The organism is Ignatzschineria cameli, assembly GCF_003121895.1.
GTDB classification, from domain to species: domain Bacteria; phylum Pseudomonadota; class Gammaproteobacteria; order Cardiobacteriales; family Wohlfahrtiimonadaceae; genus Ignatzschineria; species Ignatzschineria cameli.
Map to the genome: position 1 here is coordinate 98,655 of NZ_QEWW01000004.1, position 26,872 is coordinate 125,526.

The 26,872-nt window shown below is 37.6% G+C and carries 38 protein-coding genes; 4 read left to right on the forward strand and 34 right to left on the reverse strand.

From position 1 onward, the window contains the following. Nucleotide 1: 1 nt before the first annotated feature. The 34 genes from DC077_RS07125 to DC077_RS07300 form a co-directional block, all read right to left on the reverse strand. Nucleotides 2–526: a phage tail tube protein gene (locus DC077_RS07125; RefSeq protein WP_109217909.1), complete on the reverse strand. Its 525-nt coding sequence runs from the start codon at nt 524–526 to the stop codon at nt 2–4. Then, a complete protein-coding gene (locus tag DC077_RS07130; RefSeq protein ID WP_109201821.1) occupies nt 519–863 on the reverse strand; it encodes a hypothetical protein in 345 nt (114 codons plus the stop codon). Before DC077_RS07130 ends, DC077_RS07125 begins: the two co-directional genes overlap by 8 nt. Before the next feature lie 59 nt (nt 864–922). Next, on the reverse strand, nt 923–1,888 hold the full coding sequence (locus tag DC077_RS07135) for a hypothetical protein (RefSeq protein ID WP_109201822.1): 966 nt from the start codon (nt 1,886–1,888) through the stop codon (nt 923–925). Between the two features lie 74 nt (nt 1,889–1,962). Continuing rightward, nucleotides 1,963–2,418 (reverse strand): HK97-gp10 family putative phage morphogenesis protein, encoded by a 456-nt coding sequence (locus DC077_RS07140; protein ID WP_109201823.1) that lies wholly within the window; start codon nt 2,416–2,418, stop codon nt 1,963–1,965. Nucleotides 2,419–2,420: 2 nt separating this feature from the next. Next, nucleotides 2,421–2,945 (reverse strand): hypothetical protein, encoded by a 525-nt coding sequence (locus tag DC077_RS07145; RefSeq protein ID WP_109201824.1) that lies wholly within the window; start codon nt 2,943–2,945, stop codon nt 2,421–2,423. Beyond that, complete coding sequence (locus DC077_RS07150) at nt 2,946–3,842, reverse strand: endonuclease/exonuclease/phosphatase family protein (RefSeq protein WP_133243429.1); 897 nt, start codon at nt 3,840–3,842, stop codon at nt 2,946–2,948. Nucleotides 3,843–4,801: 959 nt separating this feature from the next. Further along, entirely contained in the window at nt 4,802–5,758 is a 957-nt protein-coding gene (locus DC077_RS07160) for a hypothetical protein (RefSeq protein ID WP_109201827.1), read from the reverse strand. A gap of 82 nt (nt 5,759–5,840) precedes the next feature. Then, nucleotides 5,841–6,176 (reverse strand): phage head closure protein, encoded by a 336-nt coding sequence (locus DC077_RS07165; RefSeq protein WP_109201828.1) that lies wholly within the window; start codon nt 6,174–6,176, stop codon nt 5,841–5,843. Between the two features lie 8 nt (nt 6,177–6,184). Continuing rightward, entirely contained in the window at nt 6,185–6,481 is a 297-nt protein-coding gene (locus DC077_RS07170) for a head-tail connector protein (RefSeq protein WP_109201829.1), read from the reverse strand. Then, nucleotides 6,478–7,476 (reverse strand): hypothetical protein, encoded by a 999-nt coding sequence (locus DC077_RS11040; RefSeq protein ID WP_239990354.1) that lies wholly within the window; start codon nt 7,474–7,476, stop codon nt 6,478–6,480. Before DC077_RS11040 ends, DC077_RS07170 begins: the two co-directional genes overlap by 4 nt. Then, nucleotides 7,469–8,791 carry a phage portal protein gene (locus DC077_RS07180; RefSeq protein WP_109201830.1) on the reverse strand — a complete coding sequence of 441 codons (1,323 nt, stop codon included), beginning with the start codon at nt 8,789–8,791 and terminating at the stop codon, nt 7,469–7,471. Before DC077_RS07180 ends, DC077_RS11040 begins: the two co-directional genes overlap by 8 nt. 38 nt (nt 8,792–8,829) lie before the next feature. Next, complete coding sequence (locus tag DC077_RS11135) at nt 8,830–8,967, reverse strand: E3 binding domain-containing protein (protein WP_109201905.1); 138 nt, start codon at nt 8,965–8,967, stop codon at nt 8,830–8,832. A gap of 35 nt (nt 8,968–9,002) precedes the next feature. After that, nucleotides 9,003–10,382, reverse strand: a complete 1,380-nt coding sequence (locus DC077_RS07190) for a phage major capsid protein (RefSeq protein WP_109201831.1) — start codon at nt 10,380–10,382, stop codon at nt 9,003–9,005. 14 nt (nt 10,383–10,396) lie between these two features. Beyond that, a complete protein-coding gene (locus DC077_RS07195) occupies nt 10,397–10,990 on the reverse strand; it encodes an HK97 family phage prohead protease (RefSeq protein WP_109201832.1) in 594 nt (197 codons plus the stop codon). Between the two features lie 11 nt (nt 10,991–11,001). Beyond that, on the reverse strand, nt 11,002–12,636 hold the full coding sequence (locus tag DC077_RS07200; protein WP_239990355.1) for a terminase large subunit: 1,635 nt from the start codon (nt 12,634–12,636) through the stop codon (nt 11,002–11,004). Next, complete coding sequence (locus DC077_RS07205) at nt 12,629–13,096, reverse strand: hypothetical protein (protein ID WP_109201833.1); 468 nt, start codon at nt 13,094–13,096, stop codon at nt 12,629–12,631. The genes DC077_RS07200 and DC077_RS07205 overlap by 8 nt, the downstream gene beginning before the upstream one ends. A 125-nt stretch (nt 13,097–13,221) precedes the next feature. Continuing rightward, nucleotides 13,222–13,479, reverse strand: a complete 258-nt coding sequence (locus tag DC077_RS07210) for an HNH endonuclease signature motif containing protein (RefSeq protein ID WP_239990356.1) — start codon at nt 13,477–13,479, stop codon at nt 13,222–13,224. 44 nt (nt 13,480–13,523) lie between these two features. Then, entirely contained in the window at nt 13,524–13,715 is a 192-nt protein-coding gene (locus DC077_RS07215) for a hypothetical protein (protein WP_109201835.1), read from the reverse strand. Next, a complete protein-coding gene (locus DC077_RS07220; protein WP_109201836.1) occupies nt 13,708–14,319 on the reverse strand; it encodes a hypothetical protein in 612 nt (203 codons plus the stop codon). The genes DC077_RS07215 and DC077_RS07220 overlap by 8 nt, the downstream gene beginning before the upstream one ends. A gap of 129 nt (nt 14,320–14,448) precedes the next feature. Further along, on the reverse strand, nt 14,449–14,703 hold the full coding sequence (locus DC077_RS07225) for a DUF2681 domain-containing protein (RefSeq protein ID WP_109201837.1): 255 nt from the start codon (nt 14,701–14,703) through the stop codon (nt 14,449–14,451). After that, the gene (locus DC077_RS07230) at nt 14,696–14,917 is read right to left on the reverse strand and encodes a DUF2644 domain-containing protein (RefSeq protein WP_157953509.1); all 222 of its coding nucleotides are present in this window, start codon (nt 14,915–14,917) and stop codon (nt 14,696–14,698) included. The genes DC077_RS07225 and DC077_RS07230 overlap by 8 nt, the downstream gene beginning before the upstream one ends. Before the next feature lie 17 nt (nt 14,918–14,934). After that, entirely contained in the window at nt 14,935–15,489 is a 555-nt protein-coding gene (locus DC077_RS07235; RefSeq protein WP_109201839.1) for a TIGR02594 family protein, read from the reverse strand. A 676-nt stretch (nt 15,490–16,165) separates the two neighbouring features. Beyond that, nucleotides 16,166–17,212: a hypothetical protein gene (locus DC077_RS07245; protein WP_109201841.1), complete on the reverse strand. Its 1,047-nt coding sequence runs from the start codon at nt 17,210–17,212 to the stop codon at nt 16,166–16,168. A 178-nt stretch (nt 17,213–17,390) separates the two neighbouring features. Next, nucleotides 17,391–17,822 carry a hypothetical protein gene (locus DC077_RS07250; RefSeq protein ID WP_109201842.1) on the reverse strand — a complete coding sequence of 144 codons (432 nt, stop codon included), beginning with the start codon at nt 17,820–17,822 and terminating at the stop codon, nt 17,391–17,393. Then, nucleotides 17,815–18,141, reverse strand: a complete 327-nt coding sequence (locus DC077_RS07255; RefSeq protein ID WP_109201907.1) for a RusA family crossover junction endodeoxyribonuclease — start codon at nt 18,139–18,141, stop codon at nt 17,815–17,817. Before DC077_RS07255 ends, DC077_RS07250 begins: the two co-directional genes overlap by 8 nt. Before the next feature lie 41 nt (nt 18,142–18,182). Continuing rightward, entirely contained in the window at nt 18,183–18,599 is a 417-nt protein-coding gene (locus DC077_RS07260; RefSeq protein WP_109201843.1) for a DUF1364 family protein, read from the reverse strand. Between the two features lie 3 nt (nt 18,600–18,602). Further along, entirely contained in the window at nt 18,603–18,797 is a 195-nt protein-coding gene (locus DC077_RS07265; protein ID WP_109201844.1) for a hypothetical protein, read from the reverse strand. Further along, on the reverse strand, nt 18,794–19,132 hold the full coding sequence (locus tag DC077_RS07270) for a hypothetical protein (RefSeq protein WP_109201845.1): 339 nt from the start codon (nt 19,130–19,132) through the stop codon (nt 18,794–18,796). The genes DC077_RS07265 and DC077_RS07270 overlap by 4 nt, the downstream gene beginning before the upstream one ends. Before the next feature lie 145 nt (nt 19,133–19,277). Then, the gene (gene rdgC / locus DC077_RS07275; protein ID WP_109201846.1) at nt 19,278–20,174 is read right to left on the reverse strand and encodes a recombination-associated protein RdgC; all 897 of its coding nucleotides are present in this window, start codon (nt 20,172–20,174) and stop codon (nt 19,278–19,280) included. Continuing rightward, on the reverse strand, nt 20,171–20,767 hold the full coding sequence (locus DC077_RS07280; RefSeq protein WP_239990393.1) for a phage antirepressor KilAC domain-containing protein: 597 nt from the start codon (nt 20,765–20,767) through the stop codon (nt 20,171–20,173). The genes rdgC and DC077_RS07280 overlap by 4 nt, the downstream gene beginning before the upstream one ends. Nucleotides 20,768–20,968: 201 nt before the next feature. Further along, nucleotides 20,969–21,193, reverse strand: a complete 225-nt coding sequence (locus tag DC077_RS07285; RefSeq protein WP_094567193.1) for a hypothetical protein — start codon at nt 21,191–21,193, stop codon at nt 20,969–20,971. 2 nt (nt 21,194–21,195) lie between these two features. Continuing rightward, nucleotides 21,196–21,954, reverse strand: coding sequence for an ATP-binding protein (locus tag DC077_RS07290; protein ID WP_157953510.1), 759 nt, complete (start codon nt 21,952–21,954; stop codon nt 21,196–21,198). Between the two features lie 10 nt (nt 21,955–21,964). Next, nucleotides 21,965–22,717, reverse strand: a complete 753-nt coding sequence (locus tag DC077_RS11045; protein ID WP_239990358.1) for a hypothetical protein — start codon at nt 22,715–22,717, stop codon at nt 21,965–21,967. Next, nucleotides 22,710–22,934, reverse strand: a complete 225-nt coding sequence (locus DC077_RS07300; protein WP_133243430.1) for a hypothetical protein — start codon at nt 22,932–22,934, stop codon at nt 22,710–22,712. The genes DC077_RS11045 and DC077_RS07300 overlap by 8 nt, the downstream gene beginning before the upstream one ends. Before the next feature lie 167 nt (nt 22,935–23,101). Here DC077_RS07300 and DC077_RS07305 point away from each other — a divergent pair, with 167 nt between their 5' ends. The 4 genes from DC077_RS07305 to DC077_RS07320 all read left to right on the forward strand — a co-directional run bounded on the left by DC077_RS07305 (nt 23,102) and on the right by DC077_RS07320 (nt 26,870). Beyond that, complete coding sequence (locus tag DC077_RS07305) at nt 23,102–23,767, forward strand: LexA family protein (protein WP_109201849.1); 666 nt, start codon at nt 23,102–23,104, stop codon at nt 23,765–23,767. A gap of 18 nt (nt 23,768–23,785) precedes the next feature. Continuing rightward, on the forward strand, nt 23,786–24,373 hold the full coding sequence (locus DC077_RS07310; protein ID WP_109201850.1) for a type VI secretion system-associated protein TagO: 588 nt from the start codon (nt 23,786–23,788) through the stop codon (nt 24,371–24,373). A gap of 46 nt (nt 24,374–24,419) precedes the next feature. Continuing rightward, complete coding sequence (locus tag DC077_RS07315; RefSeq protein WP_109201851.1) at nt 24,420–25,073, forward strand: LexA family protein; 654 nt, start codon at nt 24,420–24,422, stop codon at nt 25,071–25,073. A 492-nt stretch (nt 25,074–25,565) separates the two neighbouring features. Continuing rightward, nucleotides 25,566–26,870 (forward strand): AAA family ATPase, encoded by a 1,305-nt coding sequence (locus DC077_RS07320; RefSeq protein ID WP_157953511.1) that lies wholly within the window; start codon nt 25,566–25,568, stop codon nt 26,868–26,870. Nucleotides 26,871–26,872 lie beyond the last annotated feature (2 nt).

A 26,872-nucleotide genomic window follows, 5' to 3' on the forward strand; every position in this document is an offset into this window, starting at 1 on the left:
ATTAATCTTCATATGATGAGAAATTTTTTGTTTCAGCTCCATCATCTAGCCAAACAAATCCACCTTCACCAGAAACCTGAATATTGATGTTAACCGCTACAGCAGAATCATCATTAATGACCGGAGGAAACGACTTTACAGAACCATCAAAAACAAACCATGTCCGACCTTTTGGCAGATCGAAATCATCACCTTCTAGCGTTGCGTCTTGACCAAAGCCATCATCTAGCCCGATCGCAAATTTAACTTTCTGATCCGTTTTATAAAAATGCTCTAAGTTTCGATGCCCTTTATTGCCTTTTCGTAAATAAATGCTAAAAGAGGCAGTTCCGGGATCTAAAAGTCCGTTCATCGATCTTTTCGCTTTATCTTCTAGCGTTGTGATAGGAATTTCATTTTTAGTTGCTTCTCCCGGCGTTAATCCGTGAACGCCATCAACTTTAAAGACAATCTTTTGCCCCTCGCTATCTTCTCCAAGCGCATAAAGTTGCGTCCCTTGTGTCCAAATTTCTTCGTGCTTACTCATATCTATTTCCTTTTAAAACACTCATATCAATCGTGCGACGATACATCTTTGTATCAACATCAAAAAAAGGGCCATTCCTCGCCAAAACAAGCCCTTTCCCATTCATCTCTTTCTCTAAATTGTCGCTTATAACAAATGCCACCTCCTCTTGTTGCGCGTAAATATCAAACTGCAACCTTACTTTCGATGTTTCGCTACGATAATCTATTGTCTGAAGTGGAACATCGCTAATAATCTGCCACGTTATGTAATTAGCCCCTCTTTTTGTTTGTGCTGTTCCTGCACTATGAAACGGCACGCCCATTTTTTTTGATACTTCATAGATCAAATGATTCATTTTATTACTCGCATAAAAAAAGCTCGCCGGAGCGAACTTTGAAATAAATCTCTTACATACTATTGGAAGAAACTCTGGATCTGCAAAATATTCTCTAATAGCTTTTTCTGCTTATTTGATATTTTTCTGTCGTTATAATAGTTCTTTCCGTAAAACCTAACAACGGTATTTTCACTTGAAACTATATCCTTAATCGTCTGAATCTCTTGATCAGTGGCATTGATATCAGCCCATTCCCAGATAATGCCTCCTGAGTTATCCCTCTTAAAATGTAAGTTATCAAACGTTCTTTTTTTATCATCGGTTTTTATAAGAACCTTTTCTACAAATAACCAATTATCTGCAACATAGTAAACCTTAAACCTCATCCAAGACCTCCCATCTTGAATTCCGATATAAGGCTGGATTGGTAATCTTTCTCTCATTCTAGTACCCATAGGCTCTTTTATGGATAAGAAAAATCTATCTTCAACATCATCATGAGTTATATCTATATCATCAATGATACTCATTAGCGTAATTTCATGCTCTTTAGGGATCTGCTCTAATAATGATCTTAATGCCAGAAACTCATCCCCCCACAACTCATCACCTGTTGATAAATGATATTTATAACCAATACCGTCAGTATCGAGAACCACTTTATCAACAATAATTGAGCTACCTTCAATTACAGGCTTACCTGCTTCTTGCAATCTTTTTTCATGTGAAGATAAAGTAACAAGCCCCCCTCTATCATTAAAAAAATCATCGCTCTTGTTGTGGAAATATAAAATACTATTATCTTTCATTTTGATTATATATATTTTTTTCCCAAACTCTTCTCCAACAGGTGTTGGATTCAGTTTTCCACCCATGCCATTATATCTTTTTGGGTCAGGTTTATCGCTGGGGCAAAGTGCTGTCTTCTTTTTACAAAAATCCATCATAGATATACTTTTAACAATAATATCTATCTCATTATCAGTTGCTTGAGCAATAGGAAGTCCAAAAACCATAAACAATAAAAAAGTTAATTTCCTCATTAATTTTATCCTTAGAGCTAAATAACCATTAATAGTTTAGTATAGGTCATTAAAATAATCCTAACTGATAGCATCTAAGAAAGAACTTTATCAAGTTGCTTTTTATAAGCCTCTACAAACTTATCAATAGCCTCTTTTTGTTTTGTATCGATCGCTGGCCTCATAAAAGGTTTTGCCGGCATCTTCGCCGTTCCAAATTCCAGAAAGCGCCAATAGAACGTATCACCACCCCTTCCTTTCTTTTTAGAATCTTTTTTAGCACCACCTAGTATGCCGACTTTGAACGCCGGATTACCTGTTTTTCGGAACGTTTTGCGATCCCACCTCACAACCACATTATCTGCAATGCGTTCTGGAGTATTGGGATCATCTAGCCTTTCCGCCCGTTCTTTCGCTTCTTTACGAATCACATTCGCTGCACTTCTCAATGCAGAGCGACCGCCTTTATTGATCATGTCATCGCTAACGCTTTTGAGCTTCTCTTTCAGCTCTTTTATTCCTGTTATGCGGGTTTTAATTATTCTACTCACACCTAGGACTTCTCAGCATCTGATAATAATGTTTGAAAAATACTACCAACAACCGGGGAACTAATCATGTCAGATAAAACCCCCTCTAATGATTTCTTATCAAAAACTTCACGCTCTAGACCATCATAAAATATTTTACAGGGGTACCCCTGATCAGACTTCCACTCAGCTATTACTCTTGTCGTATACCTATTACCATTCACTATTGAACTAGCCAATATAGCATCGCTTTGACTTAGGCTAACTTGTTCTTCTGACTCCAGTCCCATAATTTTATTGACAAATAATTGGTTTTTTTTAGAGAAATTTATCTGGTCTCTAATAATAGAATCTATTGAAGAGTTAGTGCTACATCTATCTTTTGTTTGGCTTTTTTTATTGCCTAAGTAAACTTCTATATTACCGTCAGTCACCTTAGATATTTGATCTTTTAAGGTTTTAAACAACTGAATAATTTCAGCTTTTTCCCTTTCTGCTCTCTTAGCATTAGCAATCCCCTTCTTAAAGGACTCTGTAAAATCTACCATCTAATTCACCTTTCTAATTATGCCCAAAATAGGAAAATGGTCCAGCTTAGACTCATTGTCTGTTATTAATGAGAACAATTCAGGGAATGCCATTATTCTATCCAAGAAATCAACTACCTCCCATTCTTTCCCATCAACAAATGCATGTGAATACATTATTTGATCAAGTGTATACCATCGGGTAATATCCCCCTTTTTAAAATAGTAACTGCCAATATGTTGCTGATTTTCTTTCAGAGATAAATCTCCCCAAAAAGGGTTGTAAAATAAATCTGGCTTTTTTTTAACTAAAAACTTATCTCTTGTAGATTTTAAATTCTCAGATAAATGAACACTAAAAGGCTCCTCATTATAGTCCCCTAAAAGTATTATAAAAGGCTCCCCTAATTCATCTGCTCTATATTTTTCTATAATGTCGCTCTCAATACTAAATCTCAATCTAGCTGACATCTCATTTCGCTTTTGAATATCTGTACCATATATTCGTGCCGGCCAATGGGAAAAAATAGTATGAAATATCTCTTTAGAATTCTTCTCAAAAAATTTTACACGCACACCTAACTTATAAGATTTATTATTAACGATCTTATCAATTTTTATCGGTTGACCTAGTATTTCTAATGTAGCGTTTTTATATATCACGCAAAAATCAAAATGAGTTTTCCCAACCTTATCAAAAATAGACCTTATCTTGTAACCCCTTAAGTTACATTCTACTCTAATCTCTTTAACGTCTTCTTCAGATATTTCAGTTAAAACAATGCAATCAACATCACTAGATGTGAACTTATTAATTGTATCAAATATGACTTTTCTCGACTCATCTTCAAGGTTTCGTTTTTTGCCAAAAGATAAGCTAGTATTCCACCAAATAAATGAAATTAATTGTTCTTCCAAATACACTTTAGATTCTCATAACATTACTTATAAATTACATATTAATCCATGCTAGACATTAAAACTATTTATTTACCCCAAATTTGGGGGCAGTGGGAATATCAGAGATTGATGTGATTATCTTTTCAATATTCCTGATAACGTGATGATGCCTCTTATTAAAGGCTTTAACTACAAGAAAACTATCCGTCACCACTTCTTTTCCATTGATGAATACAAAATCTAACTCTACTATTTCATTTGCCTTATTTGCTACATTTTCATTTGTAATGTCTCCGTGTTTTAATTAATAAAAACCCCCTAACCAGATTTACCCTGGAAAGGGGTTATTTTTTGCGAGTAGCTATCTCACAAACAGTATTTGATAGCGTCTAAAGCTTTGCACTATCTATGTTTTGAACTTGCAAGGAATCCTTGCAAGTTTGATTTTGGACAATAAAAAAGCCCGCATTTGCGAGCTATCTTTCTTTAAAATATTAAATATCTTATTTTGAAGCGTTTTCTTCTTCTAATATTCTGTCAAAAATACTCTGACTCAAATCTTGTATTTTAATAAAATTATATATGAAATAAATTATAGAATACACCATTACAAACAGTGAAAATATTGTCAGTATATCCTTCAAATCGAGAGTCAAATTAAACCTATCATAATGATAAAAAACATCATCTGAAAGGAGATTCACAAGTATAAAACTAAATGATGATACAGAAAAGAAACTAATGAAGGAATTTCTTACCAAATTAATATTTTTTCTAATAGTTGCTATGTAATCCCATCTCCTAATCCCCTGTAGGTTAAAGTTGCTAACAATCCCAAGCCCTATCGAAAACATAATCCCATTAATGGTAAATATTGTAGACAGCAAAGCACCTTCCCCTATCTTAATAAAAAAAGATAGGGGTATTGATATAATCAATGCTATCAATAAAACATACCAAAACTTTCTATTCATCTCTTATTTAGATTGATTTAATTCATTTAAGAATTTACTCATCTCCTGTTGCAGTCCCATTTCAACTATTTTACCTGAAGATGTATGTGCCACCTTAACTACTTTAGTTTTAGGAATTTCTTCACCTCTTATTAGTCTACCCTTCTTTGGCTTAATCGTCATGCCCTCTAAATCAGCAACAGGCTTAATCATGGCGCCCATTACTTTCTCATATTCTTCCTTACTCATATCTTTCGGCTTACTCCACTTAACTATTAAGTTAGCCTCTATGATTCTTTCTAAGTCAATATCAGATAAATCTTGGGTATCGCCAAAAAGATCGTCGATAATACTTGCAGCCATATTCTTGAGGTTAAAACTCCTAGTTTGGGATGATTGTGTTTTCACTACCTCTCCCTCAAAAGAAGAATCTATATAGCCATCGCTAAACGTAATATTACTAATATCCTGCATTGGAATATCATCTGGGATATTTACCATTGGAGTCAATATCAAAAGATCATTGCCGAGTAACCAAGATAGATATGTCTGTAGATCTTTTATCGTTTTATTTCCCCTGAGGTTTGTTACTAAATAATGTCCACAGGTAGAAAAATAAAAGCTCTCCTTGCACAGATTGGGCAAATTATGCGACTCTTGCAACTCCTCAACCTCATCCATAGAAAATTTCTTTTGCTCAAGTAATTCATCCGGAATATGCTGCGCATCCTCCCCTGGAACTATCCTTAACATTGTACAAAAAAAACTCTTAGGAATTATCACTTCATGGTAGTCTGAGATTAAATCCTTCTCATTATTGGGATCCGTTGGATTCAAGATCATGCATCGGTCAGAGGAAGATTCAAAGCCACCTAGCTTAACTTTTAAATCATCAAAAATATTTACTGCATTACTGACCTTCGTATCTCCAATACTAATCCTGAAAGCACGCAAAATTATATCTTTAGTTTTTGAGCTCATTTCTAATCCTGTTATTAATAGTTTTAAATTACCTATTATTATAGGTAAATACCTAAATTATTCATTATTTACTCTTATGAGCTTAAAAATCGGTAACACCCCGAGTCACAAAGACCGTCATCCACTGTAATCCACTTTCATTGTCCGGCATCACGCCCTCGATCTCGTAAAGCTCATCTCTAAACTTAATACGCATCTTTGCATTAATGCTCTTGTCGTATCTCACTTGTATTCGAGCCTTCACTTCTGATAATTCAGCACCACTGGCTACAATCTCTTTTGTGCTTAGAAATGTGACCTTTGCTGCCACATTCTCACGATATACTTTCCAGACCTCTTCCCGATATGGACCATCAATAACTTCTGGGGCTTCGATAGTAATACGATGCCGTAGATCTCCTGCTTTTAATCCGCTCATATTCCCTCCTACTGTACCGTTGGTTCACGAAGGGGATAAAGAATTGCCGTTACAAAATTGGGGAGCATACCGTGGGAATAATCTTGGTTTTCATCGTTATCACGATCTTTATACATCTTCGCCACATAAGCTAGAACGGCATATTTAGCCTCTATCGGGGCATTCTCTAGTGTTAGATCGTCTCGCTTAATATAATTGGCTACTGCACTGCTTGCTGCTTTGATATAGAGGGTAATCAACTCATCATCAAAATCATGATCGACATAGCATTGATGCTTCGCTTCCTCTAATGTTATTAACATCATGATCCGATTCCTCTTCTAATCCCTGCTAAATACTCTTTCTCAGAGCCTTTGAAGCCATTTTTTACGGCTAAATCATAAGCACTCATGCCGGGAAGTCCTTTATCTCCTTGGCGTCCATGTTTGACGGCTAATTGCCAATAACCTTTTTCTGCTGAAATGGGGCGTTCACTAGTTGCTTTAAGGCATGTCCAAAGACTTCCATTATCAGTGACAGTATCCCCAATTTGATAGTTTTGAGCGTCTTTATAAACGCCTTTGTATATCATCGCAGGAATAGAAAACTCATAAGATTTCGTATTTCCTTCCGCTACAAATTTGAGTGAAACCGTGCGCTCGCCATCGAATTCGACTTTAAGATCATCAAAACCGACTCCATCTTTCCCGTCACGACCATCCTTACCATTTTGTCCGTCTTTGCCATCTTTTCCAAACTGCTTTTGAGCGAATTCAAGCTGAGTTCCTTTAAAGCCATGATCTACTGCAATTTCATATGCTGATTTTCCGGGAACACCATCAGCACCATTTAATCCATCTTTACCATCTTGGCCATCTTTTCCATCCTTCCCAAACTGCTTTTGAGCAAACTCAAGCTCAGTTCCTTTAAAACCATATTTAACGGCAATGTCGTAAGCAGATGCTCCATCCTTGCCGTTTTGACCATCTTGCCCATCCTTACCATCACGCCCATCTTTTCCATCTTTAAGATTGGCCAACTTGATTTTATAGGGCTCAAACATCAGCTCTAGCATCTCTTTCGCAATTTGCTGATCGAAATCTTTTCCATCTTTACCGTTCTGGCCATCCTTGCCATTTTGGCCATCTTTCCCTGGCTTACCATCAATGCCATTAATAGCCTTCGTAGGAAGCGATGCTAACGTCTTTCGTAACTGAACATTTTCATTTTCTAATGATTTAACTTTTAACTCTAAGGATTCCAGTCGTTCATTAATAAAAGATTTAATAGTTTCTAAAAGCTGATTTCTTAACTCATCCATTCAATTTAAACCCCTCTATAAGCCCTTCTATTAATGCTTTTTCTATATCTTCTATCTCATCTGATTTAGGACTCTTCTCACTTTTAGAGAAAGGATCATCCTTTGCATCTCTTTTTGAGAGCGCTTCCAATGAGTAGTTTTGTTGCTGTAGATAAGGTGTGCTACCTCCCGTTACAGGATCTAATCCCTCCTCAGCACGAACCTCATTAATCGTTTTAAATGCAGCTTTTAATGCTTCGCTATGGGATTTATAGCGATTTAAAGTATCCATTCTTAATAAATTAGTGGTATCCAAATCAATTGACTCAGTCACACCATCTAAATTATGAGAATCATCAAGAACTGCTTCCATTGATTCAATGTGAAAATGTAGTGTTTTCTGTAGATACTCTAAATAGATTCCTTCAACGGTCTCTTGCGGTCTCTTATCTGATATTCCCGCAAGATAAGGGTTCACTTTAAATAATGCACAAACAACTTCTGCAGTTAACTTCAGTTGTTCAATAAGCTGAGAATCAAGAGCAGTCATCGCCATCGGCTCAAACTTCAACCCATCTCCCAAAACAGCAACTTTACCTGCGCCATTACCTGAGTAATTGCTTTCCCAATGTTTTTTCATCCTTTTGGCCGTATCATCGCTAATGCTTCCGGGGGCTGTTAACAATCCACTCGGAACGGCTTTATTTCCAAAGAATGTTGAACTGTTTTCTTGAATCTTTAACCCTTGATCCACTGATGCTTTTGCTGCATAGAGCGGAGAGATACCAACTAGAGGATGAAATAAACAGTTAAATCGATCATGAATAATCTCGCTCGCCGGCACCATTACCTCATCTATGCCTGCAAGCTTATCTTTCGCTAATTTATAGTAAACAGAACCACTATCAGATACGTAAGGCGTCACTGACTTCGGATCAAGAATATGATATCCGATGGTTTTTCCAGATCTATTTTTAACAATTAGAACATAGGTATTTCCATACATTAACTTTGAAAACATCCATGCTTCTTTAAACTGGATATGGTTTTGATAATAGTTAGGCTTTCTCAATGCTGTTAAATGAGGACTTTCAACACGTTGAAGAACATTACTACTATTTCGTTTTACAAATATAAAAGGTAACTTTGCAATATCTTGAGATATTAATGACAAACAAGAAAAAACGGCATAATGAGTTAAGAGTTCCTCGTTTTTTAATTCTCGGCCCTGTCGCAAACCACCAGAGAATAGATCACCGATAATCATCGGTCGCCAATTACCATCCCCGGCAGATTTAAGTTCCTTTTTTCTATTTCGTTTAAAAAAACTAAACATTCTCACCCCATTAAAAAAGCCCCTTTCGGGGCTATTTGTTATCCTTGATCTTTATCAGCAAGATACTTCTCAACATCCGGCTTCGTAATACTTCCCCCAGAACCTGTACCTGTGATTTCATTAAGGTCAACGCCATTCTCTCGCGCAAAATCTCGCGCTGCCTGAGTTGCATTAATGCCATCATCGGTTGGCGTATTAAATTCTGGGTTATCTACTTTCCCGGCTCACCATCATCGAAGGTCCAGTTCACTTCTTTGATATAGGAGACACTACCACTACGCGCCAATGACCAGTTGATATATTGATCCGTCTTGATAGCGACCATATCATTCTGGAACATGCTGACAGACTCTGCTCCAGAGTCATTTTCAGGATCTGAACTCATTTTGATATTCGCTTCCTGGCTATACTTCACACTAATATCATCATCTTTCGCAATTAAGATACTGGCTGCATCAGCAAGAATAAGCATCTTTCCAATATTGCTACTCACAATAACCGGTTTCCCTAAGAAGAAACCACCTCCTGGTGTCATTCCAGGGAATGCAGGAGCACCTGATTGTGTTGTCATGAGTGACAGAGTTAATGCCGTAGATGAACCCATCAACCACACTAATCTATCAGTAGGAATATTAGCTTTAATAAATGGCGCATGCATTGCTACCGCATCACGCTTAATTGCTGCAGAGTTATTCCCAACGCTTTCAATTGCAACGCCCTTATTTGTAATTGATGCTGGAGATAGGCGCGCTGATTCTGTCTTTGTCGGATCAATAAAATCTTTATCAATTCGACTTGAGATTGCAGCAATCAAAGTATCTCTTACCAAAATATCCGCTGCAGGAGAACTATCTAAAATCATCTCTTCAGTTAATACTGAAATCGCAGATAATTTCATGCGATCAAGCTTCGTATTAAAGAATCCTGCCGTGGTTACAGATGCGGCCTTTCCTTCCCCCACCCATGTAGCAGAGCCTCCAAGACTTTGCCCTGGCACTAAGACATTGAATGGGATCTCGCGCAAACTAGGAATCCCATTCGTTCCAAATTTACCAAGAATCGTTTCAGGCAATAGAAGCTCAATGAACTCTTTAGATGCTTCTTTCCCTTCTGTTAAAGCCCCTGCCCATTCTGTATTTTGCGTTGTTGCCGGAGCAACAGCTGCTTTTACAAGATTAAGGAGGCGATTGTCATTTGTTTTCTTCGCATCATTTTCTGCAAAGATAATAGCATCTGAGGCTGATCCTTTTGCTCGCGCGAGTGTTTTAACTAAACGCGCAAACATTACGCCTTTCTCTAACTCTGGTGTTATAACACGAACACTGGTTTGCCCTTGACGTGAATTATGTCCTGATTTTTCAGTATTCCCTTCAACAGGAGTAGCTGTATCTTTATCTTCAGTACTTGCTGCACGATAATATCGTAGATCTACATCTAGGCTTTTGATGGTGTCATCTAACTCTTGTAGCTCTGCAACATCTTGCTCTGAAAGAGACATTCCTTCATCAGCAGATTTTTGCAAAATAGCTGCTTTTTCATCTTGAGCTTTTTTCTTGGCAGCTTCGAGCCCTTTAATGTGTTTTGTAAACATATCATTATTTCCTTTTAATAAATTTTAATAACTTTTTTCTTCTTGGTCGAAGCGCCGACCGATTTGCGAGTAGGATCAATTTTGATAGGTAACGCCCTTTGCTGTAGATCCAGTCTCTTAATCTCAGTGATAATTGCGTCTGAGTTAGCAGGTATCGTCACTAGTGATAACTCATAACATTCCCATTCTTGAATATGCATGCCGTAAGTTTCATCGATCCATGCATATTTCAATGTTCTAAAACCAATAGATAAACAGCGAACCAGTCCATATTTGATAGAGTGAATCGCTTCATCCACCCGCTTCTTCAGTTCACCATCTTCCTTTATATAGGGGATTTTAGCGGTAAACTTTACCCCCTCATCTGTAGCCTCTTCAAAGTAAACGTGGCCTACAGGTTCAGCATGTCGATGTTGCCAAAGCAGAGGAACTGGGTTTTCAAATTCAATGCCTTTCGGCTCAACAACATCACCATGACGATCTGTTTTGGGTGTTGTCGCTATTCCTGAGAAAATAAAGAAGTCATCTTTATCCTCAAAATTTTTAACAGATACGACCGAATAAGCTCTATTATTCTTATTCAACATATCTTTCGGATCTTTGTTCATTATTTCCTTCCTTATATAAAGAATAATTCTGGCTCTTTCTTGACTTCTTCAGGCTCTTTTAAAGATGCCCCAATTGCCATACCAAAAGCCTGAATTCCATCGATTCTCCCTGTTGCTTTTCGTTTTTCTAACTTAATATTTCCTGCAGCATCCTCTACCGATACCGCATTAAATGAGCACATATTTAAAACAGGATTATCTCCATGATTAATTTTGTGGTTTAGGATGTACTCGGTCATTTTTTTTAAAGCGGGGTCCATGTCCTTGAACCCCTGCCCATATTCAATAAAGCACTCATCAATTTCTGCTTCAGTAATGCCGGCTTCCATCAATGCTCGTTTAAAGAATACAAATCGCCATCTATCAAAACCTATCTTTAAATCACTAAACCAAAGCCCATGATCTTCTAGGATTTCAATCAACTGATAGGCAACAAAGTCATAATCCACCGTTGCTCCCGGCGTTGTCATAATGAAACCTTCATCACGCCAAAAAAGGTAAGGTGCCCTATCGGTCTTATCTCGCTCTTCAATCTTGTGATTAGGCATCCAAAAATAGGGATAAACCTCTACTTCTTCACCAATTCCAATCAGTACAAAAGATGTCAGGTCTGTATTTTGGGATAAGTCGAATCCCCCAAATATCCTCATCTTTTCTTTATCAAGAACAGCGGGCTTTGCATTGCACAGCTTCCATTCATCAGCTTGTATAAATGCATCATTCGATACAATCCTTTGATTAAGTTGATATCTCCGAAAGGTATTGGCCAATCTTGGAGAGCGGGAGGCTTTATCTGCTTCTGCTCTCAAATAATTGATATCTTTAAACTCACCCAACGCTGGATTTGCATAGAGCCATTGCTCTTCATCGAGTAGATCACAATCTTTCTCAGCCTCATATAAGTGACAAACCTTGTCTACCGGCTGATGCTCTATCGCATCATCAATATCGAGAGAGAAATAATCATGATCTGTTTCAGACTGAGTACTAATTGTGATTCGCAGAGGATCATCATAAGCACCTCCTGCAGTCGTAATCGCTTCAATGAACTCTGAAGTATTTCCCTTTATCTGTCCTGCTTCATCAATAATTGTTAAAACAGGGTTATTACCATGTGCCGTCTTTCCCTCCGCGCTGATTGCTTTATATTCAGCATTCACAGGAAGTCCGAGTAGTGATTTTTGTGAAGGTGTCGCCCTCACCAAAGAACGAAGATCATCAGATAATTCAGCGCAGTTAGCTGCTGCACGATAGACTTCGGAAGCTTGCTCCCTACTCATGGCACCAGAGATCACGCGTGAATTGATTTTCGCCTCTGGTCCTACAATATGACCAAGCATTAAAAAAGCGATTAGCCCGGTTTTCCCGTTCTTTCGGGCTATGGATAAAATCGCTTCAGTTGTTTGATATGGATTATCGTAAACAGCATAGATAAAAGCTTCTTGAAAGAGCGATAACTTTGCCGGCTGACCTGCTAATTTCCCCTCTGGAATTACACAATGATTCTCTATAAAAGCGCACATTCGCTCGGCTCTTGTCAGCTGATGAAACTCCAACTCTCGCCAATTTCTTACTTTGGGAACAGGACCACTCTTGATTGCTCTGAGGATATGCTCTGGCAACTCAATATAACGTGGTTCAATCATTCAGTGGCAATCCTCCTGCAAGTAGAGGAGATCCTCCCGTCATCACATTTCGAGCATCTCTTACGCTTCTATTTTTTCCTCGCGCATCTTTGGCTCTGCCTCCTGTCGCTTCGGCATGTACATGAATAATGCGTGATAATCGAATAGATAAATCTACCTCTTTTATTTTTGCATCAATCTTTGGATTTGGAATTGTCGTATTCGTTCCTTCTTTTTTTACTAAAACTCCTTCCGCTTTAATCTCTTCTGTTAACTTCTGAATTGTAGCTTGAGAGATTGCAAGATTAGCTGCTTGAATTAAATCAAACTCAGTCCACGTTTCGTATGCTTTCGAGTTCATAATCGCTCGCCAAAAGTGCATATCAAAATCTGATAGTTTTATAAAATCTGGCGGGCTATGAATTTTGTTAGCTTGCTCAAATGCATTGATAGCACCGGTAGCAGTATCAATTTTACTCATAAAAAACCCTTGACAAATACAAACAAATAAAGCACACATGCGCGCGCACGCGTGAGGCAAAATGTCCAAAGCAATAAAGAAAAGGTAGGGGGGCGGTAAACAGAAGAGCATTCGCAAAAATAGAATCACTCCCCCCCGGGTACCTGAATCGGATAACCATCCGCACCAAATCTTATCTTGGCATTACCGCCGGATTCTTCTCGAGCTTTATCGCTGTCATGACACTGCTTACACAGCGATTGCAGGTTATTTTCATCCCAAAACAATGCAGGATTGCCCTTATGCGGAATAATATGATCCGCAACCGTCGCTTTAACTATCCGCCCTTCTCTCTTCTTGCAATAAAGACAGTAAGGTTTTCTCTGCAATAATCGCTTGCGCATCTCACGCCATCTTCTTGTCGAATACCAAGCGCGCCACCATCTTCCTACTTGACATTGCATTCAATCTTCCCCACAGATGCAACTTTAATATCCAAAATCTTATATGGCTTAGTCTCAACATCATTCGATACTGATACCGCTTTTAGATTATGTACAACCTTTTTCGTGATCTTATCGCGAACAAGAAGAACGCCCTGATCATCAAAAAATGGTTCTAACTCTATATAACTACTCATGCACAATACCCCTTGATGCTTTGCGTAAATCTAATCGAACCGCGCTCGTTGCTTCTTGCGCGTGATCAAAGTACACACTAATCACACCGATCATATTCCCACTGGTTGGTGGTACCGGAACAGAGCATACATGAGTAATACCATCGGTCTCACTGATCCGGCGTTCTATTTCGGAATGAGCAGTGAACTCACTGCAGGTAACATGGCCTTCTAATAGATATGTCATCTCCAATCGATTGCGTTCACTAGCATAAAGTGGTGCAGATTTACCTATCCATGATTCAGTAGTATGCTCTCCACCTTCTGAGTCGTAAGCAAACATCACTGTCTTAGCTGCTTGATTACCGCTGATGTCTGTTGCCCATACAACTACACTCTTCGCACCTAAGCTTTCAACAAGACGTTCAGACTCTTGCAAAAATTGTTCAGGACAAAACTGGGACTGCAAATTACGCATATCAATAAGTCTAGCAACTGATGTTTGCACTGGATTGCTTGTTGCAACCAATGTCACTGCACCAGTCACAACTAAGATCCACGTCGTGATAATCGCGCCCTTCCATGTCTTTGGGAATTTCTCTATTAAGCTTGCAAGTTTTACCATTACAATCCCTCGCAATACTTAACGTAACGTGAATTATGAGAGACTACATCTTCCTTAGTTGCTTTACTCAAGACATCATCTCGATCAACCAACACCTTCTTCCAACCTGCACAATTAATAGCACGGTAATCAATCTCGGTATGAACCAGTTTGCTCGAGCATGCTGTCAATATCAGACTCAGAAGCGCTACTGATGCTACTTGTAGCATTCTTTGTTTCTGTTTCTTGCTCAGCAATAAATTGTTGTTGCTCTGCTTTTGATTTATGTTGTTTGATTTCGTCATCTTTCTTCTCAAGCTCTCGATTCTTCTGCCGAATTAAGAGCATTAAAAAAGCGCCTATAGCGCTCATAACTGTTACTAATACTGATAAGACCTTATTCATGATCTTTTCTCTTTTGCATTGTATCGACAACGCCCTTCGATATTGTTGTACCTGCACCGGCACCAATCATCGTGATAAACAACGCCTCAGCAAAACTCGCTTGAACGATCACCGCATAAGTCGTTAATAAGATGCCGGCAACAGATGTCATAAAGAGAGTCGTTTTATTGAGATCAAGCCGAAGCTTCCCATCACTTGATCTACTTTGAAGCATTCTTAATAGCTCTTTGGTCATTGCAAATTAGCCTCTCCATCTGCTTTTAAACTTGGAATAGGCTTAAGCGACTTATACCCCTTCGGCATTACATATCCAATAAAGCGAGATTTTGGGAACTTAGCGATTGATACTGCTGATCCTTGATTACCACCAAGTAGTACCCAATTATCCCCATCTTCACCAACTAAGAACCCAACATGTCCGCCACCGGATCTTGTCATTACCGCAATACAGCCGTAGCAAGGGCTTACCTTTTCACCACCATCCCAATGCAACCAATACTGCGAGCTATCTTTTGTTCGCTTCTGATATATCGACTTATCTTTTGAATTCGTATTAATCCCACTAGCTTCAAGTGCTGCACCTACAAATGCAGAACACCAGGAGATTCTTTCGTTCTTTATTCCACTCATTCTGAACATCTTCCAATATTCAATAATTCGTGGATTACCGGCACCAATACCTGTTCGCTTAACCCCAACCTCTTTCATCCCCCATTTAATCCATGGGAAATTTAATTGATTTTCGGATACCACTTTCGCAGCCCCGCCTACTACTCCTGCATTCATTTTCTTTCACCCATAAAAAAAGACCGCCAAAGCGTTCTTATCTAAACTTAGTGCTAGTTACGCTAGCAAGACAATCATTTCCTTTTAATATGCTAATCTGAATTTCCTACAACTCATTAAATATTATAAGGAAACTGTTATGTTGAACTTAAATGATATGCCTATTGAAATTCCCTGCCCTGACTGCTCTCATAAAATCTCGGAAACTATCGGAAACCTTAAGAAGAACCCTACACTCGAGTGTCCCGTCTGCGGATTCCAATTCAAAGTGAATGCCGATGAACTTAAAGAAAGTATCAAATCCGCCGAAATGATGCTCAATCAACTGAGGGGTTCTCTGAAGAATTTTAAGATCTGATTCTAATGTGCCTATATCACATGCAAGGTTTAGTGTAGGTATATTCATATTATTATCCCCAATAAAAAAGCTCCGATTAAGGAGCTTTTACTTTCTATATAAAATTCGTTTATGACCCAACCTGTAGTACAGATATAAATCGCATGACTGATTTAGATAAACAACTTAAAGATCTTATTTTTGAGATTATCTATGATTACTATATATCCAACCTTTGTGTTAGGTTAGCTGAATTTATGACACTCATATCTTCAAATGTCGTTACACCATCATAGAATAACCTTTATTAAAGGTTAACCTACTGATCCACATACAATCTTATTTTCTCAACTCCTTGAGAATTTGCACATATGGCGCATGGTCTAAATTTTTATCAAACTGCTCTAATGGACTTCTAGCCAAATTATCTATTGTCATTTCCATCAATCTATCCCTCATTTTACTATTGCCATCTCTACTATCCCAGTACTTTTCAATTTCTTCTTTATAGCCTTCATACGCAAGAGCCGTTGCGTATTTATAAGAGTACTCTTCTTTTATTTGGTATAAAAATTGGCTCCGCTTGCTGACAAACCAAGACAGAAATATCAAGGGGGTTATCATTAGAAATCTACCATACATCTTTAGAGACTCGTCACCGATAACGCTATCAAAAATAAAATATGACATTATCCCCATAGCTACTAGACTGACGTAATTGATAATATCTAGCCAACGTATTTTTTTTGTCAAGCTGTCTACACTCAATTTGAATGATTTTGTTAACCCCTCCCTAGTAGCGGCATCAGCTATAAGCTTCATGTCTGAAAGAAGCTTCTCTGCTTCTTGCTTTTGAAGTTCTATTTTCTTAGAGTCCGAATGAATTTCCTCAATGGCCTGCATAGTACGTCTAAAATCTTTCGGAGCATTTATTTGTAAAGTAAAATTATCAGAAAATAACATATCAAATTTGATGCTTTGAATGTAGTTCAATATATTTGTCATTAAATCCAATAAATTAGTGCGTCGATAATTATTCATGACATTTTTCTTATCTTCCCCTAAAACAAACTCAAATTTCGATAAATTTTCAATTAAATTCAATAAAATAGTTAACTTTCCAATTAGTTTAATAACTCCATGCTCGCTATAGCTAGAAATCCAAGATTTGCTTTTATCAGCTTCAGCAAATAACACTTGTAATATCCACCTAGTACTTACTACTATTTCTTTTATAAATGCATCTGGATCTTTAACTTCCATATATTTACTGATTCCGTTAAGGAAATTTGTATAATCATCTGCTTCAATTTTTTTGATAATAACATCAAATGATTTCCGTAAATTTATTAAAATTTCATATCTTTCTTTATAATTAACTTCCATTTGAATATCACTCTATATATATAAAATAAATTATAGAATGATTATATATGATATGCGTATACTGTTTAATCTACTTGAGTTAAATCAACAAAAAAGCCCGCCTATTCAGCGAGCTTTGAAGTCAATAAGACTAACTTATATAAAATCATACATTTCAAAGTACTTCAATGCAAGTTTATTACGCCCTCTTTCTCCCCATCTTTTTCTCAAGTGAAGTTATATCTTTTAGGAGATAGAACATATCAAGCTTATGTGCAAACTCATTCAGTGCTGCCGTATATTCTTTTGGTGAAAACTTATCTAATCTTTGACATATACTTCCGACGCTTTCACCTTCCTTCCGCTCAAGATAAAACTCCTGTAAGACCTTCCGATGCTTTAAACTCATCTTATTATTTGGATCATTGCGCATTGCTAAGAATACAAATGTTGCATCTTGAGCTAATTGATCTTGCTCAATACCGTCCGGTAAACGAGATCCATCTGCCTCACTACGCATCTCACCAATACGCGCAAGCGGGCTTTCGCTTGGAAAACCATTACTATCAAGCGACCAACGCGCCCAAGCTTCTAATACTGCTCTTGCTTGATTTAGATCCTTTCTACTCATTACTCTCCATTCCCTCAATGATTATTCTTCCTACTTCGCCCCAGATCTTCGTTGTTCTGATATCCCATACGTGCGCGTCATCTTCATAGATTGCATCTAATAGCGCTTTTGTTAGGTTATCTACGTCTGGCTTTTGTTGGTGCGCCTCACCTAAATGTTCAGCTCTTTTTTTCTTGCTCCAACTTGCCGGCATTGGCATTACAAAAGTGATGTGAGTTCCCATTTCTGGGACATTTATGCCACGTAACTTCACTTCATTTTTAAACGCCCAATAACGCGCTGTTGCTGGTCTCTTTTTCCATTTATCTGCGCGTGTCATTCTGGGCTTTGGCACTGGTACTATGTCGTAGATCTTCTTTGTCACGCCATCCCCTTATTGGTTTTCTTTCTTGTCGCATCATTCGCGCATACAATCGGTAGTGATTTAGTTAATAAAAACAGAGTACGCGCAACCCCATCCATCAAATGAACCCTCATGGCTGGGTCACTTTCGGTCTTTTGGTGACAACTTGAACAGGACCATGCAAAGATTGGATCTGGAGCTTTAAATCCTGTGCCCGTATTACCGGCAATTCTTACGTGGGCGCGTTGATCTCCATAGTGCTGGCAGCCTTCTAATCGAATCATGCACGGTACATTGCCATCTAGTAACCACTTGCGTAGATCCGGTAGCTTTACCTCCTGTATTTCGATAGATAGTATTTCTGTGGCGGTGTTGATGTACTTTGGATCGTCTATTACGCTTTGAATGAGCGCCTTGATTTCTTGCCTATTCACTCTTTACTCCATATCTAACTTGATCGACTGTGTATCATCGATATGAACCGTTTCAATTCTGCCCTTTGAATCAACCTCAAACCCATCTACTAGCTGACTCATCACACTTAACGCAAATGCCTGGCCCGCTTTTGTGTTCATATAGGTCGCTAAAAGCTTTGGATATCTAGAATCACTCCTTAAAACCCTCTTACTCATAAACGCTCCCCTGCTATCTCGACTATTCCATCGCCTAATTCGATCATTCGATGAACTTTGATTCTGTATTTCGATAGTTGCCTCAATCTTCCCGGCAGTCGCTCTTTGGCAGATGAATTGACTCTTCTCATCCTTACTTTTGCATCATAGATTGTTCCTCTGTGAGGCTGATTGTTGATCTCTTTCACCGCATCGTTATATGCGATCTTTCTTGCTTGCTCTTCGATATATCGATCGACATCTTCCGGCGATAAACCTTGGATACTCTGAATTAAACGATAAGGATCTGAACCGATCCTTACCTTAATTTTTACTATTTGCTGATCTTGTTGCATTCAAAAATACCTGTATCAACTCTAAACATATTCATAGATAAACAATCTTTCACGACGCTCTCTCTTCCCATATCTATGCCTGATCCGAGTAGGAATATCACTAAAGTAGCAAGCATTAACCCGGTAAAAACCCCTATCATGTCTCTCATTGCTCATCACTCCCATGACATGCATTAAATAACCCAGTAGCAAGGCTTCTCACGGTATCTGCTAATAAATAAGCATTACTTTGAGCCACTGCATTCTGGTCCTCACTAAGCTCTAACTGCTCTTGATACTGATCGAGATATCGCAGGCGCTTGAAAATGAAGTCTTCACCCAGTGAAAATGTAACGATATCTTCAAATGAGAGACCTACTCTGGTAACGCTCCATCCTTCTTCTAGGTTTAGCTCGATCTCTTTTGAGTCTAGTGGAATTCCTTTATAACGCGCAGTACCTCCCTCCTCTTTTGAGAGCTCTTTCATTTCAACTTCATCTAAAAGAGAAAATTTTTCATTGATTGAGTTGTTTCTTACCCAGTCAGTCATAATGATCGACATCTCTACTTGTGGCGCGTATCCAACCACTGGCAATGATCCTAAGCTCTTTCTAAGAACAGCCGTCACTAATGAAGCTTTCTTCTCGCTTGGAGCATCAACAACTAACCAGCCTTTTTCTAAGTCGATATACGCGCAAATAGATGACTGCTCTGGCGCTGTTTTCTTGATGAGTTCATTTGTGATGATCTCTTCGAGCTCTTTGTATAAAACTCTATCGAGAAGATCGATATTGTTATCACGCGCACGCTTCTCAATGGCAGTTTGAATCGCTTTGCGCGGAAGCTTCTTAATCTCCATCCCTAATCGAATAAATAGCGACTGATTCATCTCTTCAACAAGGTTTTCGCCTTGACTAAATGCCGGCAACCAACCGTACGTTTCCAATTCATCCTGACCGCAATCTCGTAGTGGATGCTGTACCAATAACTCTTCCAGTTGCTCTGCTGTTAGATCAACTTGCTCGTCAAACTTATAAATCATGATATTTTTATAGGGTTTCATGCCATCTCCTCCTGTTCATTAAACACGCGCCACTGCTCTGCTACCCAGTTAACGCCTTTTGTTGTAAATAAAATATTGCTAAATGCCCTGCCATTTTCGGCAATGCCGGCTTTATGCTGAAATCTGCCGGCAGATAAATGAACCTGGTAAGCTGCCCAACCACCGTTCAATCGATACATGATTTTCTGACTGACCAGGAATGATCTAAATTCAGCCTCTTTAACATTGAGAAGCTTACAAACCTGTCTAAACGTCATTAGCCCGTTGCCTTTGACATATCGATCGACAAACTCAACCTTAGGGGCAACTTCGACTAACTTCTGCTGAGCTAATTGATTAGCTTCAACTTGATCTGCCCATGCGCGCGCTGCCTCCGCAGGATTATTAAAGTTTGGAAGTGCCGGTAAGGATGATTGGCTTTCCAACTCTAGCCATCTGTCAACGATTCTGGCTGTAAACTCCGGAGATAGACGCGCAACAACTACAATTGAGTCACGCTTTCCTACTTCTCCAGAAAATATAAGAACATCTGTAAACCGTTTTCGTCCAAAATTATCGACTGATTGTTCAACCACCATTGGTGGGTCTATCATTTTTGACGGGGAACTTACTCATGCGATACGCTCTCCATCTTGGTAGAAGTGAGGCTCTAAGTGATACATATTGTCGCCACTTCTTATAAGAAGTACATTGCATGCGTCGTCTACAGCAAAGTCTTCTGAGTTTATTGAGTCCACATATTCGCTTCTCGATGTATCCCAAAATTTAATCGTTATCTTGCTCATTGCGACCTCCTAGTGAATATCTTTCGGCACTGGCGTTTTGATTGAGCGAATCTTAAAATCAACAGCCTGATCATCTGATAGCTCAATTGAAATATCTCTCATATCGATTAGGTCGGCAGTTGCGGCTGCTGCAATAATTAACTTTCTTACAAAATTAACCATTCCTAAAGGACCATCCTCTTTAATAACTTGAGACCCAATATCCATTAATTGTTTTTCTATCTTGCAACTCATCTCTAAGCTCCTTGTGCCGCTCTGTAATCACGCCATGCAAACGGTAACAAGAGCCCTTCATGCTGAATACGGCTTGCAATACGCTGCCCAACTGCTTTTGTGAAGTCCTCGATTTTCAAGTTCGAGATCATGATCGTTGGCTTCATCTCTTCGTAACGACCGTTAATAATGTCGAATAAAATATTACGTTCGTTATCGCTTCCTGCTTGGACCCCGACTTCATCGATAATCAGAAGATCGATATTTTTATAAAGCTCAATTAACTTCGCTTCTTCACCATTTCTCCCCCAACAATCACGAATTGAGCGGACTAATGCAGAAACAGAACGAAAGATCGAGTTATAACCTCGATCTGCAATTTCATTCGCGATTGAACAAGCAAGGTGCGTTTTGCCCGTTCCAACTCCACCTAATAAAAGCACGGGAGTTCCCATTTCTAGGTGATCTTCAAAATCACGCGCAAAAGATTCCAAGATATCTTTAATCTGAGCCTGGCTCTCATGATTAACTTCATAATTATCAAACGAACAACGAGTAAAGCGTTTAGCGATTCCATCTTTTCCTCCAAGCTTAGATTTCAGCTCACGTTCTTGTCGGCACTTGGGGCAATCTGGAATGGCTCGACTTTCTAATCCTCGCTTTATTGAACTGATATACTCGCCATGCTTTTCACATATTTCGGTCGTATCGATTATCCAATCATTGGTAACAACTTCATTGATTGGCATTGGCTTGTTTAAAAACTGTTGAATTTGTTTCATGATCTTCCCCCTATTTCCGCATATGTTCAGGAATAACCGGTGCGCCGTAATCTTGACTGTTAAAGTCATTAACCGCAGGCGTGCTTATTGCTCCACTCCAATTAACATTAAAACCACCCCAGCCTCGGTCAATACAAGTTCTAATAACTTGTTCCAATGTATAATTTGCTTTTTTCGCCTGTTTTTCTAAACCTTCTACTGCTGACAGTGTCAAAGGCAAACGCTTGGCTTTTCTTAAAACAAGAAAATCTTTAGCAAGTTGCTCATCAATATTTCGTTCTAGCAATAGTTTCAGATCAGCAGGCGCTCTATTATGTTTAGAGTCACTTGTAGAAGAGTCTTTTGTAGAAGAGTCTTTGTTACGACATTTTGTCGTACCCTCTTTTAAGGCTTGGGGCGGTATATTGACATCAGCTACATATTCGGTAAGATCATCGAATAGCTGCGTGGGTTTAATGAAATAAAAGGTTCCTTTAACTCCCTTTTTTTCATATGAGACGTGTGAGTCAAACACTTTAGCTTTGCGCAGCTTCTCAAATATTCTTTGGATCGTTCTTAGTGATCCTATTATCGGAACGAACTCTCTTAGCTGAGTCTGATTTACCCAGACAAATCGCTCTCCATCTATCAACACACTTTCAACAGATGCTGAGGCATACATATCTTTTATGACGCTCATAACCAGAGCGTCATTGTTATCGAGACCATGCTCAATAAGCTTATGTTGCTGAAAGCCATGTATTGTGAATTTCAATCTACTCATTTGATTTCCTTTGCAAGCTTCTTAAGCGCTCGTAATAATCAACCCAAATTTCTTCTTTGGGTATGCCCGTTACTGCTTCAATAATTTCGGCATGTGCAATTGGAGGGACCTTTAATCCTCTTGATTTCCAGTGGAGCACTGCAGGGCGAGTAATTCCTAATGCAATTGATAACTTTTCAGCACCACCGGCTTTTTCAATTATTTCTTCTATAGACACCATCATAATCCCTATGTAACACTAAGTTTTCGATATTGTTACCTATGTAATATTTCAAGTCAACTCTGTTATTGCACTTGTTACATTTGTATATTGAATTTAGTTACACTTGTAACTAGCATTAAAGGTAAGTAGTATCGAACAACCAAAATGGGAAAAGGCTTAATATGCTAAAAGAGAGACTCAAAGAAGCTAGAAAAAGAATGGGGATTTCCAGAGAAAAACTAGCGGAATTAGCAGGAGTATCGACATCAACAATTACCTTTTTAGAAAATGGAAGAAATGATGGCTCTAAATTTCTAGTTGAAATAGCTAGAGTATTAGGTGTAACTGCCGAATGGCTCATGTATGGGATAGATTCGAATACACCGACTACAGCTGAAGTGAGACCTATGCCCAATACCACTCCTACAACACAAACAAATGAAGGTTCATTTGTTCCTGTTATCTCATGGGTAACTGCTGGTAATTTTCATAGTGTAGAAACATTGCCGGCTGATGAGCTAATCAAATGGGTTCCATGCCCCGTAGCTCATAGCGAAAATACATTTGCGCTAAGAGTTGTTGGCGTCAGCATGGAAAATCCAAATGGAAAACCATCCTTTGAAGATGGCGACATTATCTATGTCGATCCTGATCGAGTACCTGAAAATAAATCTCTAGTTGTCGTAACTCTAGAAGGAAGTTCTTCTGCTACATTTAAACAATTAGTGATAGAAACAGATGGTATGTATATCCAACCATTAAATCCAAACTGGCATGAGAAAGTTATCAAAATCAACGGTAATGCCGTGATTAATGGTGTTGTTATTGGAAAATGGACGGATGTTTAGTTATTTAAAGGAACTTTTATGAAAAAACTATTTTTTAGTGTCGCTTTATTTTCATTATCGGCAGCATACGCATCAAATTGCTCTTCAATTGAAAACGATATTGCTAGACTTGCTTGTTATGATAAAAATGCAGAAAATTCCAAAAATAATGAAAACGAACAGAATGAATCAGATAAATTAAAAAAAGAATATGATGATTGGATCGTTAATATCACTGAATCTCCTTTGGATGACTCTAAAGAGGTTACGATAATAAAATTTGCTAACGACTATAAAAATAAAAGAAGTCCGGCAATTTTAATGCTCCGCTGCCAAAGAGATAAAACAGATGCTTTTGTTTCATGGGATGAATACCTGGGATCGAACAACATGAAGGTAGCTTACCGAATCGATAAAGAAGAGGCAAAAAACTCTTGGTGGAATGCATCAAGCAATGGCCAAGCCTCATTCATTCCCAAACCCATCTCTTTTATAAAATCTCTAGAAGGTAAAGAAACAATATATATAGAAGCTGAAAAATATAGAGGTGGGAGAGTTTCGGCTACTTTTGATATTTCAGGTATTAAAGAGGTTATTGAACCTCTAAGAAAGGCTTGCAACTGGTAATTAAATAAAATTATTAGCTCAAAGACAAACTATAACAAGGTGATAAGTGAAAGACATAACTGAGAACAGAAGAATTAATCTAAGAAAATGGATAGATAAAAACCATAACGGCGTTCAAGCATCATTTATGGAAGTAACTGGAATTAACCAGGGAGAACTCTCAGGTCTTTTAAACAAGAAGTCTTTTGGCGAAAAAAAAGCTAGATCTTTAGAAATACTAGCCGGCATGCCTTTTCTATATCTCGATAAAGATCCTGTTGATAACGTAGAGCCTCTAGACTTAAAAGGGATTGTCCCTTTAATATCCTGGATTGCAGCGGGGAGCTGGGCAACAGTCGAATGTAGAGATATTGAAAATACAGTAGAGAGTTGGATTCCCTGTCCTGAAAAGCATGGAAAGGATACATATGCCTTAAGAGTTTCCGGGATCAGTATGAGAAATCCTATGGGACCAATATCTTTTGATGAAGGAGATATAATTTTCATAGACCCTTCTCTAGAGCCTGAAAATAAATCTTGCGTAATTGCCTACAATCAAGAAACAAATGAAACTACGTTTAAGCAACTGATCATAGATGAGATGCAAAAAAAGTTTCTTGCCCCACTCAACCCCCAATGGCCAGAAAAATCTCTACCGCTAAACGGAAGAATCAAAATCGTAGGTGCTGTTATAGGCAAATGGGTAAAGATTAGAGCGTAATTAAAAACACAACTATTAATTACGTTATTATTGGAAATTGGAGGAATATACAACATAAGTATTTATGTACTGTTATGCTCTTTTTATCTATTTTAGCAAAAAATAAAAGTCAGACCTCCCTAAAGAATCAAAAGAACTCTTTCCTTGTAGTAAAGAACTCGTACTCCTCTATTGTTGTTTTGAATTTAAAGTATCCCAAGCTAGTAACTTAGAAAACTAGAGCAAAGATGCAATCAGATAATTTGATAACTATTGATAACTACTTTTACTTCAAGATGATGCAGGTATAGAAATAATTATGCAATAAGATATTGACATTCTAACTTCAAATGGTAAAAGTGATTTTTTCACATCTATTTTTTTTCAGGTGTTTTTATGCTATATAATTATAGTTAGGAATCAATATCACTAATAAAGAAAGCCTTATATATGCTAATAAATTTCAGACTATTAAACTTCTTATCATTCGATACCCTTAATGAGTTTTCTCTCGTGAAAGGAAAATCACGACGCCACCCTGAACATCTATATAAATATAAAGATGTTCAGCTTTTAAAATTCTCTGCAATTTATGGTGCTAATGGAGCTGGAAAATCAAATCTAATAAAGGCTTTTAAATTTTCAAAAGATTTTATTTCAAACAACAATTTCCCCGAGTCCTCTACCCAGTCTTACTGCAGAACTAAAAAAAAGAATAAAGACTTAGAAACTAGTTTTGAATATGAAATCATTATAGATAACAAGATGTATTCTTATGGTTTTTCTATTTTATTATCCAAAAAAATAATAAAAAAAGAATGGCTATATGAAATAACAAATTCTACAGAAAATGCAATATTTACTCTAGACTTTGAAAATAATGATTTATTATTAGATATTGATAAATTAATATCGAACACTAATGATAAAGAAAGATTAAAGATCTATATAAATGACTTTAAATCTTTATCCAAAAGTGACTGCTCACTTTTTTTACATTTTATAAATAAAGGAAAGTCCTCCTTTGATAAAAAACATGCTGCAAGAATACTTAACCTTGTTTATAGATGGTTTTCTAATAAGCTAGAGGTTATATCCCCCTCTGACACAACTAATAGAGGCTTAACCTACCTAGATGAAAATGATGACTCTATAGAAAATTTTTTAAAAGATTTTGGTACTGGCATAAATTCTATAAAAATTACACCTATTTCTTTAGATGAAATGTACAAATTAGAAAGTGCCGAATTTATAGATTTTATCAATGATGATATAAACAAACATATTGATGCCATCAAAAAACATAAGTCCAATGTTGATATAGATATTACTGCTATAATGAGAACCTCTAAAAACTTATTCAGCATCAAAAAAATAGCTTCTCAAGATATTGAATATAATGTAATAAAATTCACTCACTACGCTGACAATGAAACATATAAATTAAGCGAAGAATCTGATGGTACAATCAGACTTCTTGAGCTTTATGACGTCATAAAAAACAAGCAAGATAAAATATTTATTATTGATGAGTTAGATAGAAGTTTACACCCCAATTTAACTTACAACTTTGTTAAAATGTTCTTATCTCTTAAAAACAAATCCCAATTAATTGTATCTACACATGAAGATAGAATTTTAGATTTAAATATTATGCGCAGAGATGAAATCTGGTTTGTAGAAAAAAATGATATAGGTGAAAGTAAGCTATATTCACTAGAACAATTTAAAACCCGTTTTGATAAAGATGTGATGAATGCCTACCTAGATGGTCGATATGGCAGTATACCCAAGTTTAAATTTCTAAATAATTATTAAAA